This is a genomic window from Aeromicrobium massiliense JC14 (assembly GCF_000312105.1).
Taxonomy (GTDB): domain Bacteria; phylum Actinomycetota; class Actinomycetes; order Propionibacteriales; family Nocardioidaceae; genus Aeromicrobium; species Aeromicrobium massiliense.
This window is the reverse complement of record NZ_HE978637.1, coordinates 264,028-276,836: the sequence shown is the minus strand read 5'-3', so window position 1 is coordinate 276,836 and position 12,809 is coordinate 264,028. Positions and strand designations below refer to the sequence as shown.

Genomic DNA, 12,809 nt, shown 5'->3' with positions numbered 1-12,809 from the left:
CGCGCGCCCCTACGATGACCACGTGGCCAAGGACGAGGAGGACCGCGGCATCCGCGGCAACGCCCTGTCCCGCGGCGCGCGGCTCGCCGCCCTGCCCGTGGGATTCGCCGGCCGCACCACCTGGGGCCTGGGCAAGCGGCTCGTCGGCGCGCCCGCCGGCTACGTCGCGACCGAGGTGCAGCAGCGCACCGCCGACCAGATCTTCCGCGTGCTCGGCGAGCTCAAGGGCGGCGCGATGAAGCTCGGCCAGGCGATGAGCATCTTCGAGGCCGCGCTGCCGCCGGAGATCGCCGGCCCCTACCGCGAGACCCTCACCAAGCTGCAGGACGCCGCCCCGCCGATGCCCACCTCGACGGTGCACCGCGTGCTGGCCGAGCAGCTCGGGCCCGACTGGCGCGACCTGCTCACCACGTTCGACGACAAGCCGGCCGCCTCGGCGTCCATCGGCCAGGTCCACCGCGGCACCTGGCACGACGGGCGCGAGGTCGCGGTCAAGATCCAGTACCCCGGCGCCGGCCGCGCGCTGCGCTCGGACCTGCGCCAGATCGCCCGCATCGCGCGGCTGTTCGGCGTGCTCATGCCCGGCATGGACGTCCGCGCGCTCGTCACCGAGCTGCAGGAGCGTGTCGCCGAGGAGCTCGACTACGCGCTCGAGGCCGCCGCCCAGCAGGCGTTCGCCGACGAGCTGCGCGACGACCCCGAGGTGGTCGTGCCGAACGTCGTGCACCACACCGACGCCCTGCTCGTCAGCGAGTGGCTGGAGTCCGCGTCGTCGCTCGCCGAGGTCATCGTCTCGAGCACGCCCGAGGAGCGCGACCGCTACGGCGAGGCGTTCATCCGCTTCCTGCTCGCCGGTCCCGAGCGCGTCGGGTTGCTGCACGCCGATCCGCACCCGGGCAACTTCCGGATCATGCCCGACGGGCGCCTCGGCGTCGTCGACTTCGGCGCCGTCGCCCGGCTGCCCGACGGCCTGCCGCCGTCCATGGGCCGGCTGTTGCGCCTCGCGCTCGACGGTGACCGGGCCGCCGTGCTGGAGGGCCTGCGGGCCGAGGGCTTCGTGCGCGTGGGCGTGGTGGTCGACGCCGAGCAGCTCGGCGCCTACCTCGACCCGTTCCTGGAGCCGGTGCGGCACGAGACGTTCCCGTTCGACCGCGACTGGCTGCGCGGCCAGGCGGGACGGCTGAGCCAGCCGTCGAGTGCCGCGATCGCGTCCAAGATCAACCTGCCGCCGGAGTACCTGCTCATCCACCGCGTGTGGGCGGGCGGCATCGGCGTGCTGTGCCAGCTCGGCGCGACCGTGCCGGCGCGAGCGATCGTCGAGGAGTCGGTGCCCGGCTTCGCCGAGCCGCCCGGTCCCTGAGCCTGTCGAAGGGGCTTCGGCAGGGTCTGCCAGCGCGCTACTCGCTGGCGATGACCCGCAGGACGTCCTCGCCGTACTGCTCGAGCTTGGTCTGGCCGATGCCCTTGACCTGCACCAGCTCGCGGACGTCGGACGGCTTGAGGATGGTCAGCTGCTCCAGCGTCTGGTCGTTGAAGATGACGTAGGCCGGGACGCTCTGCTCCTGGGCCTGCTCGGTGCGCCAGGCGCGCAGCCGCTCGAACAGCGCCTCGTCGAAGTCGTCCGGCCGCGCGACCAGGCGCACCTTCTTCGCCTTCGCCTGCGGACGTCCCTGGCTGCGAGCCGCGTGGTCGGCGGGCAGCAGCCGGTCGAGGAAGCGGGTGGGCTGACGGTTGCCGCGGCCGCCGGCCTGGCGCGCCGCCGCCCACGAGATGGTCAGGAACGAGCGCGCGCGGGTGATGCCGACGTAGAACAGCCGGCGCTCCTCCTCGATCTCGGCCTCGGTGGTGGCGTGGACGAGCGGGACGGTGCCCTCCTGCATGCCGACGCAGAACACCGCCTCCCACTCCAGGCCCTTGGCCGAGTGCATCGTGGCCAGCGTGACGCCGTCGGCGGTGGGTGCGTTGGCCGTGGCCGCGCGCCGCTCGAGGTCGTTCACCAGGTCGGCGAGGCTGGCGTTGTCACCCAGGTCGGTGGCCATGGAGACGAGCGCGTGCAGCGACTCCCAGCGGTCGCGCACGGCGCCGCTGGCCGCGGGCGGGTCGGCCGTGTAGCCCAGGCCGGACAGCACGTCGCGCACCTGACCAGCCAGGTCGCCGCTCGCCTCGGTCTCCGAGACGGCCGCCGCGCGCAGCAGCGTCACGGCCTGGCGCACCTCTCCGCGCTCGAAGAACCGCTCGACGCCGCGCAGCACGTACGGGATGCCCTGGGCGCCGAGTGCCTCCTCGTACGCCTCGGACTGGGCGTTGATGCGGAACAGCACCGCCATGTCGCGGTAGGGGAGCCCGCGGTCGTGCAGCCGTCGGACCTCGCCGGCCACGTACGCCGCCTCGGCCGGCTCGTCGCCGAAGCCGCGGTAGGTGACCGGGTCGCCGGCCGAGCGCTGCGCCTCGAGCGTGACGCCGAACGTGCGCCGGTCGAAGACCGCGTTGGCCGCGGCCACGACCTGCGGGGTCGAGCGGTAGTTGCGCACCAGGTCGACGCGCTGGGCGTCCTCGTAGCGCCGGGTGAAGCCGGTCAGGTACTCGGCCTTGGCGCCGGCGAACGAGTAGATGGTCTGGCGCGGGTCGCCGACGACGCACAGCTCGTCGCGTCCGCCCAGCCACAGGTCGAGCAGCGTGGCCTGGAGCGGGTTGACGTCCTGGAACTCGTCGACCACGAACCAGCGGTACTGGCTGCGCACCTGGGCGGCGACGCGCTCGTCCTCGGTGAGCATGGCCGCCGTGACCAGGAGGATGTCCTCCATGTCGATGCGGTGGTGGCCGCGCTTGACCTCCTCGTAGGCGGCGTAGACCTCGCCGACCTGGGACGGCTGCAGGTCGCCGACCTCGCGCCGGGCGTCCTTCGCCTTGACCGCGTACTGGGCCGGGCGGACGTTGCTGACCTTGGCCCACTCGATGGCGCTGGCCAGGTCGCGCAGCACCGACTGGTCGGGGCGCAGGCCGACCTTGCGGGTGGCCTCGACGACGAGCGGGATCTTGGAGCCGGTGACCTCGGGCAGCTCGCCGCCGTAGACCTGCGGCCAGAAGAACCGGGCCTGGCGCAGCGCGGCGGAGTGGAACGTGCGCGCCTGGACGCCGCCGGCGCCGAGCTGCTGCAGCCGCGACCGCATCTCACCGGCCGCCCGGGTCGTGAACGAGACCGCCAGCACCTCGGTGGGCTGGTAGACGTTCGTCGCCACGCCGTAGGCGATGCGGTGCGTGATGGCGCGGGTCTTGCCGGTGCCGGCGCCCGCGACGACCACGAGCGGGCCGCGGATCGTCTGGGCGACCTGACGCTGCTCGGGATCGAGGGCGGCGAGCAGGTCGCTGGGGTCGGGCACGGGACTCCTTCGAGGTCGGGGGCTACGGTCGAGGGGAACAGCCCGGCGGACGCCGGCGTTGATCCAGTCGCACGACCGAGACCCACCCTAGACGGCACAGGAGACAGACATGTCGGCCCAGTTCACCCTCTACTCGACTCCCTGGTGCGGCTACTGCCACCGGCTGAAGAACCAGCTCGAGCGCGAGGGCATCGTCGAGTTCGTCGAGGTCGACATCGAGCAGCAGCCCGAGGCCGCGAAGCTCGTCGAGCAGGCCAACAACGGCAACCAGACGGTTCCCACGCTCGTCTTCTCCGACGGCAGCGCGCTGACCAACCCGTCGGTCGCGCAGGTCAAGGCGCAGCTCGCCTCGCTGAGCTGATCACCTTCCCGCTGAGTGTGACGTTTCGGGGCTGATCAGGCCTGAACGACCCCCGAAACGTCACACTCAGCGCGAAGGTGGGGACTACCAGGAGCCGGGGATCGGACCGCCGTACCAGGACTCGATGAGCCAGCGCGAGATCGACACGTGCGGCGGCGGCAGCACCAGCTCGCCGGACTCGCCCCACCGCGCCAGCTCCTCGCGCGTCACCCAGGTCGCCTGGGCGATCTCGTCGTGGTCGACGTGGATGTCGGTCGTCACGGCGCGGCCGAAGAAGCCGACCATGAGGCTCGCCGGGAACGGCCACGGCTGGCTGGCGCCGTAGCGCACCTCGCCCACCTCGACGCCGACCTCCTCGCTCACCTCGCGGCGCACCGCGTCCTCCAGCGCCTCCCCGGGCTCGACGAAGCCGGCCAGGGTCGAGAACCGTCCCTCGGGCCAGGACGGGTTGCGGGCCAGCAGCGCCCGGTCGTCGGCGTCCGTGATGAGCATGATGACCGCGGGGTCGGTGCGCGGGAAGTGGTCCTTGCCGCACTCGAGGCAGTGCCGCACGTGACCGCCCTGCCGCACCTCGGTGCGCCCGCCGCAGCGCGGGCAGAACGGCGTGGACGCCAGCCAGCGCGCCATGGCGACGGCGTGGATGGCCAGCGACAGCTCGTCGGGGTCGAGCAGCGGCGCGAGGGTGCGGACGCTCACCGGCGTCAGCTCGTCGGGGACGCGCTCCACGACGACCGCCGCGTGGGTGACGCCGTGCTGCTCGCCGAGCAGCAGCCACTCCCCCTCGGGCGCCTCGTCGCGGGACGTCCAGCGCACCGCCGGACCGTCGACCGTGGCCACGTGCTCACCGCCGAGCACCATGACCCGCAGGCCCTCGTCGTCGCGCCACTCCTCGAGCCGGCGTCGGTTGCCGGTCCGGTCGTGCCGGGCGCGGTGGAAGGCGAACGGGGCCTGCTCGGTGTCGGTCACCCCGCCACGCTAGCCGCAGGTCAGTCGGCCCACCCGAGGAGCCGCTCGAGCTCCTCGCGGCCGGGCAGCGACGCCGGACGCTCGGTGGTGCCGAGCCGCACGTACACGAACGCCGCGCTCACCCGGCTCGGGTCGACGCCCTGCAGCTCGGCCCAGGCCAGGCGGTAGATGGCCAGCTGCAGCGGGTCGGCGGTCTGGGCCGCGTTGGTCTTCCAGTCGACCACCTCGTAGCCGGTGCTGCCGTCGTCGAGGGTGGTCTCGTAGACCGCGTCGATGCGGCCGATGACCTGCTGGCCGCCGAGCACGATCGAGAACGGCGCCTCGATCGCGAACGGGCGCCGCTCGCCGTACGGGCCCTCGGCGAACGCCTTCATGAGCGCCTCGAGGTCGGCGTCGTCGACGATGTCCTCCTGCGCCTGGCCGGGCAGGTCCTCGGGGTCGAGCAGCGCCTGCTGGTCGAAGCGCGCCTCGACCCAGGCGTGGAACCGCGTGCCGTACCGGGCGGCGGACGAGGGCCGCCGCGGCATCGGACGCGCCAGGGTCGCGGCGTACCGCTGCGGGTCGGCGTGCAGCGCCATGGTGGCGGTGGCCGACAGCGTCTCGGGCAGCTCGACGACGTTGCGTCCGGCCTCGACCTGCTCGGCCTCGGCCAGCAGCAGTGCGATCTCGTCGGCCAGCTCGGCGACCCGTCCGTCGGGCTCGACCGGCTCGGCGTCGTCGCCGGCGGCCAGGCGCTCGCGGACCGCGTCGGCCAGCACGCGGCGACGCTCCAGGCGCGGAGCCGGGGCCGGCCAGGCCAGGCCCACGCGCTCGTCCAGGTGCGGGTTGGGCGCGTCGTCCTCGGGCCGGGCCGCCCACGTGGACGGCTCGCCGCCGTTGGCCACCACCCAGTCGCGGGTGGCCTCCAGGAACGGCGACGGGCCGCGCGGCTTGGCCTGCGTGCGTCCCCACCAGTGGCCGCTGACGTGCAGCTCCTGCTTGGCGCGCGTGAACGCGACGTAGGCCAGGCGCCGCTCCTCCATGAGCGAGTCCTCCTTGACCGCGGCCTTGAACTCGCGCTCGGCGGTCGGCGTCCAGTCCTCGATGTCGGGCACCGAGGCGTGGTCGCCGCGCAGCTCGGCCGGGAGCGTCTTGGCCGAGCCGATCCAGCGCTCGCGGCCCTTGCCGGACGGGAAGACGGTCGCGGACATCATCGGGACGAACACGACGTCCCACTCCAGGCCCTTGGCCTTGTGCGCGGTGAGCAGCTTGACCGACTCGGCCTCCGACGGGGTGGAGACCTCCATGCCGTCGTTGTACTCGTCCTCGGCCCGCAGGTAGGCGAGCAGGCCGGTGAGCGAGGCGAAGCGGTCAGTCTCGGCGTAGGCGGCGATCGCGTCCATGAGCAGCGCGACGTTGTCCATCGCGGCGGGGTGGTCGCCGGACTCCAGCTCGAGGTCGAGGTCGAGCGCCACCATGGCCCGGCGCGCGAGGTCGACCAGCGGCTCGCCGACGTGCTTGCGCAGGTAGGTGAGCAGCCCGGACAGGTCGCGGAACCGCTCCAGCGCCTCGGCGGAGTACCCGAGGTCGCCCGGGTCGTCGACGGCGTCGGCGAGCGACACGACCTCGGTGGGGTCGGACCCCTCGACGGCGCGGGCCAGCTCGTCCTCGAGCGTCGCCGCGGCGTCTGGGCGTCCGGCACCGCGGGTGAGCATGGCGGCACGGCGGCCGAGCAGGGCCAGGTCGCGCGGGCCGACCGCCCAGCGGGGGCCGTCGAGCAGCCGCATCACCGCGGGGTTGGCGGTGACGTCCTCCAGCACCTCGAGCACCGAGAGCAGGTCGGCGACCTCGGGCTGGCTGAGCAGCCCCGTGAGCCCGACGATCTCGAACGGGACGCCGGCCCGGCGCAGGGCCGCGACGATGGCCTCGTTCTCGGCGCCCACCCGCACCAGGATGGCGATCTCGCGCAGGTCGGTGCCCGCCTCGTGGGCCCGCTGGACGCCGTCGATCACCGCGGCCACCTCATCGGCGACGGTCTCGTGCAGCGCGACGGTGATGCGTCCGGCGTCGGAGCGGGCCGAGCGCAGCGGCGTGACCTCGCCCGTGGTCGCGTAGAACGGCTGCACCACGCTGTTGGCCAGGTCGATGACGCCGGTCGGGCAGCGCCGGGTCTCCGACAGCGACAGGCGCGCGCCCGGGCGTCCGGGCACCGGGAAGTCGTCGAGGAACTCCAGCAGGTTGTTCGCCGCGGCCCCGCGCCAGCCGTAGATGCCCTGCGCGGGGTCGCCGACGGCGGTGACGCACAGCCCGGCGAACAGCCCCTTGAGCAGGTCGCGCTGGGCGACCGAGGTGTCCTGGTACTCGTCGAGCTGGACGACGTCGAAGCGGTCGCGCAGCGCGGCGCCGACGTGCTCGTCCTTGGCCAGCGCGGCGCCGAAGTACATCTGGTCGGAGAAGTCCATGACGCCGTCGACCCGCTTGAGCTCGCGGTACTGGTCGACGAGCTCGGTCAGCTCGGCCCGCTTGCGCGCGGTCTCGGCGGCGTTGCGCAGCACGGCGGGCTTGTTGCCCTGCGCCTCGGCCAGCGCGACCAGACCGCGGGCGTGCTCGCGCACCGCCTCGGGCGTGGTGAGGTGCTCGGCGATCTGCCCGTCGAGGGCCAGCAGCTCGCCGACCAGCGTCGGCAGGTGCGTGCCGACGTGCTGGAGCGGACGCTCGAAGGTGCGCACCGCCATGGCTGCGCGCTGGAACCGCGACGCGTCCGAGACGACCCGCAGGTCGGGCTCGACGCCGAGGTTGAGCCCGTGCTCGGCGATGAGGGTGCCGGCGAACGCGTGATACGTGGCGGTGGTGGGCTCGCCGTCGCCGATCGCCTGCCGCTCCCCCAGCGCCTGCAGCGACCGGCGGATGCGCAGGCCGAGCTCGGCGGCGGCCTTGTTGGTGAACGTCAGGCCGAGGATGCGCTCCGGCGCGACCCCGTGGTGGCCGACCAGCCACACGACGCGCGCAGCCATGACCGTGGTCTTGCCCGACCCGGCGCCGGCGATGATGACGCTGGCGGTGTCGAGCGGGGCGGTGATCGCGGCCCGCTGCTCGTCGGAGAAGCGGAACCCGTCGATGCCGCTCATCTCGCCGAACAGCCGGTCGAGGTCGTCCAGGTCGTGCAGGACCGGCTCGCGCAGCTCGGTTCGCTCACGCAGCTCGCTCACTCGCCACCTCCGAGGATCGTCTGGCCGGCGTCCTTGGTCGGGCACACCCGGTGGAAGGCGCAGTAGCCGCACGCCTTGTCCGACGGCGTGGCCTCCCACGCCTCGTCGCCGATGGTGCGCACCGCGTGGGACAGCTGCTCGACGGCGAAGAACGGCTCGTCGGGCCGGGGCGCGTCCTGCGGCTGGACCTTCGGGTAGCCGGGCACCTTCGTCTCGTCGTTGCGCAGCTGGACGAGCTCGGCACCGGCCGGCGGCGCGCCCGGGGCGAGCTCGTCGGTGGCGCCGTGCTCGACGGCCAGCTGGTAGAAGCCGAGCTGCGCGTGCTCGCCGACCTCGCGGGCACTCGGCGCGTTCTTGGACGTCTTGAGGTCGATGACGTGGACGCCACCGGCGTCGTCGAGCTCGACCCGGTCCATCGAGCCGCGCAGGACGACCTCGCGGCCCTCGACCGTGAGCGTCACCTCGAAGGGGTGCTCGACGGCCAGCGGCGTGCGTCCGTGCTCACGGTGCCAGCGCACGAACCGGCCGATCGCCTCGACCGCCGCCTCGCGCTCGCGGGCCTCGATCCAGGGCGCGTTGAACTCCAGCTGGTGCCAGACACCGTCGAGCTCGGCGGCCAGCGTGCCGGCGTCGTCGTCGCGGTCGCGCCGCACGACGTCGGCGGCGAGGGCGTGGACGAGCGAGCCGAAGCCCTGGGCCGAGGAGGTGCCGGCACCGGCCTTGGCCTCGTGCTCGAGGAACCAGCGCAGCGAGCACTCGGTGAGCGTGCTGACCGAGCTGCCCGACAGTCGGATCGGCCGCTCGGGGTCGTGCAGCGGACGTCCGGTGTCGGTGCGCTCGCGCAGGCCCCACCAGCGGTCGGGGCTCGCACCGCGGGCCGCCGGGTGGGCGGCCAGCCGGGCGAGCTGGTCGGCGACCTGGACGCGCACCTGCTCGTCGTCGGTGGTCTCGCCGAGGCGGCGCAGCTCGGCCACGACGCCACGCAATGACAGCGCCCGGCGCGGCCGCGGCCGGGGCACGAGGTCGAGCGAGGCCGGACGCGCGTGGGCACCGGCGGCCTCGGCGACGTGCTCGGCCAGCTCGGTGACGAACCGCGAGGGCTGGTCGCCGTCCTCATGGCCGCTCTGCGTGGCAGTGACGACGAGGTGGCGGCGGGCGCGGCTGCACGCGACGTAGAACAGCCGGCGCTCCTCGGCGAGCCTTGCGCGGGCGCTGGGCGGCTCGACCAGGCCGTCGGCTCCGAGCCGCTCGGACTGCAGGAAGCTGCCGCGGAAGCGCAGGTCGGGCCACACGCCGTCCTGGACGCCGGCGACGACGACGTACGCCCACTCCAGGCCCTTGGACCGGTGCGCGGTCATGAGCCGGACCGCCCCGGAGTCGCGGCCGGGACGCGCGCCCGCGCCGGCCGGGATCTGCTGGTCCTTGATGCGGCTGACGATCTCGCCCAGCGAGTCCTTGGCGAACTCCTCCTGGGCGCGCGCGGCCTCGTCGAAGAGCGCGACGAGCGCGTCGAGGTCGCGGTGCGCCCGGGCGGCGCCCTCGCCCCCGGTCTCGGCCTCGTCGCGCAGGCGGCGCGGCCAGTCGGTGCCGTCCCAGAGCGTCCACAGCACCTGCTCGGCCGGCTCGCCGGACTCGATCTGCGCCGCGGCACGCTGCAGCAGCCGGGCGACGCGCTCGACGGCCGCGGCCGCCTGGCCGACGGGCGTGTGCGGTGCGTCGAGCGACAGCCCGGCCGGGGCGTGCAGCAGCTCGGCGACCAGGACGCGCGCGGGTCGCAGCTCGCGTCCCTCGGCCGCCTCGCGCTGGCGCAGCACGCGACCGAGCCGGCGCAGCGCCGGGTCGTCGAGCCCGCCGAGCGGGCTGGTCAGCACGGCCTCGGCGTCGTCGGCCGAGAGCGTCTGCCCGGCGGCGACCGCGACCGCGAGGTCGAGCGCGCCGAGCAGGGTGCGGACGGCCGGCTCCTGGTACAGCGGCAGCTCGTCGCCCGCGACGTCGACCGGGACGCCCGCGGTGGTGAGCGCGCGGCGCAGCCGGGCGATGTCGCGGCTCGTGCGCACCAGCACCGCCATGTCGCGCCACGGCACCTCGGCCTTGAGGTGCGCCTCGCGCAGCCGCAGCGCGATGTGCTCGGCCTCGGCGGCCGGGGTCGTGTAGGTCTCGACCTCGACGACGCCGGGGTCGTCGACGCGCGACACCTGGTCGCGCAGGGCGGCGTAGTCGCGGCCGTCGACCGGGCCCAGGGCGCCGCGGTTGTCGACCACCGAGCGGACGGCGGCGGCGATCGCCGGCCCGTAGCGGTTGGTGTGCCGCAGGACGATCGTGGGCGCCGGGCCGGCCGGCGTGGCCAGCTGCTCGGGGAAGTCGAGGATGCCCGAGACGTCGGCACCGCGGAAGCCGTAGATCGACTGGTACGGGTCGCCGACGACCACCAGGTCGCGGCCGTCGCCGGCCAGCTCGCGCAGCAGCGCGACCTGCAGCGGGTCGGTGTCCTGGTACTCGTCGACGACGACCAGGCGGTGGCGACGACGCGCCTGCTCGCGCACCTGCGGGTCGCGCAGCAGCTGCACGGCCTGGTGCACGATGCCGCCGTAGTCGGTGGTGTTGCGCAGCGCCGAGACGTCGGCGTACTCGCGCATGAGGTGCGCGGCGGCGTACCAGTCGTCGCGACCGGTCTCGCGGGCCACGTCGGCCAGCTGCTCGGGATCCATGTCGAGCGTCTGGGTGGCGGCCATGAGCCGGTGCAGCTCGCTGGCGAAGCCGCGGGTGCGCAGCGCCGGGCGCAGCCGCGCGGGCCAGCGCTCGGCGGCGCCGCCGGTGACCAGGTCGCGCAGCATCGTGTCCTGCTCGGGCGCGCTCAGCAGGCGCATCGGCGAGACGAAGTCGTCGGCCCCCTGGTGCGCGCGCACGAACGCGTAGCAGAACGAGTGGAAGGTCATGGCCGGCGTCGTGGACACCGTGCGCGAGAGCCGGCGGGCGATGCGGCCGCGGATCTCCTCGGCGGCCTGCCGGCTGAAGGTCAGCACCAGCACCTCGTCGGGCGTCAGCTCGCCCTTCTCGACCCGGTCGACGACGAGCTCGACCAGCGTCGTCGTCTTGCCCGCGCCCGGGCCGGCGAGCACGCGCAGCGGCCCGCCGCGGTGCTCGACCACGGCGCGCTGCTGCTCGTCCAGGACGGGCACGCGCACCGGGGCCGCCGCGCGGCGGCGCAGGACGTACGACTCGGGCATGCCCCTATCCCAGCAGACCGCACCGACACCCGGGCACGAACCCGCACCTCCGCGCTGGGAGTGACGTTCTGCACGCGACACGCCGCGCGAGGCGTGCACAACGTCACCCTCAGCGAGGACGGGGGCTCAACGCTCGGGTGACCAGGCGGCGGCGCGCATGTCGACCCGGCGCAGGTCCGGACGCATGGGGGTGTCGTCGGCCAGCAGCAGCCGCGCGGCCTCGCCGTCGTGGCAGTCGGCGGGCGTGCCGTCGGCGCGAACCACCCGCCACCACGGCACCGTCGCCCCGGTCGTCGACATCACGCGTCCGACGTAGCGGGGCCCGTAGCCGTCCTGCAGCGCCTCGGCGATCGCGCCGTAGCTCATCACGCGTCCGGCGGGGATGCGCTCGACCAGCGCCAGCACCCGCTCCACGAACCGCTCGTCCACGCCGCGAGCATGCCAGAGGGCGGCCTCCCCCTTCGGGGAGACCGCCCTCTGGCGACGTCGCGGACGCTCAGTAGCTGGGCTGCGACGGGTCGACCTGGTTGACCCAGGCCACCACGCCGCCGCCGACGTGCACCGCGTCGGAGTAGCCCGCGCCCTTGAGCACGGCCAGCGCCTCGGCCGAGCGGACGCCGGACTTGCAGTGCAGGACGACCTGCTTGTCCTGCGGCAGCTGCTCGAACGCGCGGCCGCTGATGATCTCGTTCTTGGGGATGAGCACCGAGCCCGGGATCTTGTTGATCTCGTACTCGTTGGGCTCGCGGACGTCCACCAGGACGAAGTCGCGGCTGCCGTCCTCGCGCTCCTTGAGCCAGCCGTCGAGCGTCGTGACCGAGATGGTCGAGTCGGCGGCGGCCTCGGCGGCCTCGTCGCTGATCGCGCCGCAGAACGCCTCGTAGTCGATGAGCTCGGTCGGCAGGACGCCGTTCGGGTCCTTGCGGATCTTGAGCGTCGTGTAGCGCATCTCGAGCGCGTCGTAGACCATGAGCCGGCCGATGAGCGGGTCGCCGATGCCGGTGATCAGCTTGATCGCCTCGGTGACCATGATCGAGCCGATCGACGCGCACAGGACGCCCAGGACGCCGCCCTCGGCGCACGAGGGCACCATGCCCGGCGGCGGGGCCTCCGGGTAGAGGTCGCGGTACTGCGGGCCGTGCTCGGCCCAGAACACCGACGCCTGCCCCTCGAAGCGGTAGATCGAGCCCCACACGTACGGCTTGTTCAGGATGACCGCCGCGTCGTTGACCATGTAGCGGGTCGCGAAGTTGTCGGTGCCGTCGAGGATCAGGTCGTAGCCGGAGAAGATCTCCAGCACGTTGTCGTTGTCGAGCCGCTCGTTGTGCACGATGACGTTCACGTACGGGTTGACCTCGGCGACCGACTCCGCGGCGCTGACCGCCTTCGGCTTGTCGATGTCGCTCTGGCCGTGGATGACCTGGCGCTGCAGGTTCGACTCGTCCACGACGTCGTCGTCGACGATGCCGAGCGTGCCGACGCCGGCCGCGGCCAGGTACAGCAGGGCCGGGCTGCCGAGGCCGCCGGCGCCGATGACCAGCACCTTCGCGTTCTTCAGCCGCTTCTGGCCGGTCATGCCGACATCCGGGATGATCAGGTGACGGCTGTAGCGACGGACCTCGTCGATCGTCAGCTCGTCGGCGGGTTCCACCAGGGGGGCGACCACGGCATCTCCTCGGGATCGGGT

Annotated in this window: 8 protein-coding genes; 2 read left to right on the top strand and 6 right to left on the bottom strand. The window is 73.7% G+C overall.

Annotated elements, in window-relative coordinates:
• Nucleotides 1–22 precede the first annotated feature (22 nt).
• The gene (locus HGAM_RS08520; RefSeq protein WP_019145063.1) at nt 23–1,360 is read left to right on the top strand and encodes an ABC1 kinase family protein; all 1,338 of its coding nucleotides are present in this window, start codon (nt 23–25) and stop codon (nt 1,358–1,360) included.
• Between the two features lie 37 nt (nt 1,361–1,397).
• On the opposite strand, the gene HGAM_RS08515 is transcribed toward HGAM_RS08520, so the two are convergent.
• On the bottom strand, nt 1,398–3,380 hold the full coding sequence (locus HGAM_RS08515; RefSeq protein ID WP_019145062.1) for an ATP-dependent DNA helicase UvrD2: 1,983 nt from the start codon (nt 3,378–3,380) through the stop codon (nt 1,398–1,400).
• A gap of 109 nt (nt 3,381–3,489) precedes the next feature.
• Between HGAM_RS08515 and HGAM_RS08510 the strand changes: the two genes are divergently transcribed.
• The gene (locus tag HGAM_RS08510) at nt 3,490–3,741 is read left to right on the top strand and encodes a mycoredoxin (protein WP_019145061.1); all 252 of its coding nucleotides are present in this window, start codon (nt 3,490–3,492) and stop codon (nt 3,739–3,741) included.
• A gap of 84 nt (nt 3,742–3,825) precedes the next feature.
• Here the strand turns inward: HGAM_RS08510 and nudC are convergent, their stop codons facing one another.
• The 5 genes from nudC to moeZ form a co-directional block, all read right to left on the bottom strand.
• On the bottom strand, nt 3,826–4,707 hold the full coding sequence (nudC, locus tag HGAM_RS18470) for an NAD(+) diphosphatase (RefSeq protein WP_019145060.1): 882 nt from the start codon (nt 4,705–4,707) through the stop codon (nt 3,826–3,828).
• A 20-nt stretch (nt 4,708–4,727) separates the two neighbouring features.
• Nucleotides 4,728–7,895: an ATP-dependent helicase gene (locus HGAM_RS08500; RefSeq protein WP_019145059.1), complete on the bottom strand. Its 3,168-nt coding sequence runs from the start codon at nt 7,893–7,895 to the stop codon at nt 4,728–4,730.
• Nucleotides 7,892–11,122 (bottom strand): ATP-dependent helicase, encoded by a 3,231-nt coding sequence (locus HGAM_RS08495; RefSeq protein ID WP_019145058.1) that lies wholly within the window; start codon nt 11,120–11,122, stop codon nt 7,892–7,894. The genes HGAM_RS08500 and HGAM_RS08495 overlap by 4 nt, the downstream gene beginning before the upstream one ends.
• A 126-nt stretch (nt 11,123–11,248) precedes the next feature.
• Nucleotides 11,249–11,551, bottom strand: coding sequence for an MGMT family protein (locus tag HGAM_RS08490; RefSeq protein WP_019145057.1), 303 nt, complete (start codon nt 11,549–11,551; stop codon nt 11,249–11,251).
• A gap of 67 nt (nt 11,552–11,618) precedes the next feature.
• Nucleotides 11,619–12,788, bottom strand: a complete 1,170-nt coding sequence (moeZ, locus tag HGAM_RS08485; RefSeq protein WP_019145056.1) for an adenylyltransferase/sulfurtransferase MoeZ — start codon at nt 12,786–12,788, stop codon at nt 11,619–11,621.
• Nucleotides 12,789–12,809 lie beyond the last annotated feature (21 nt).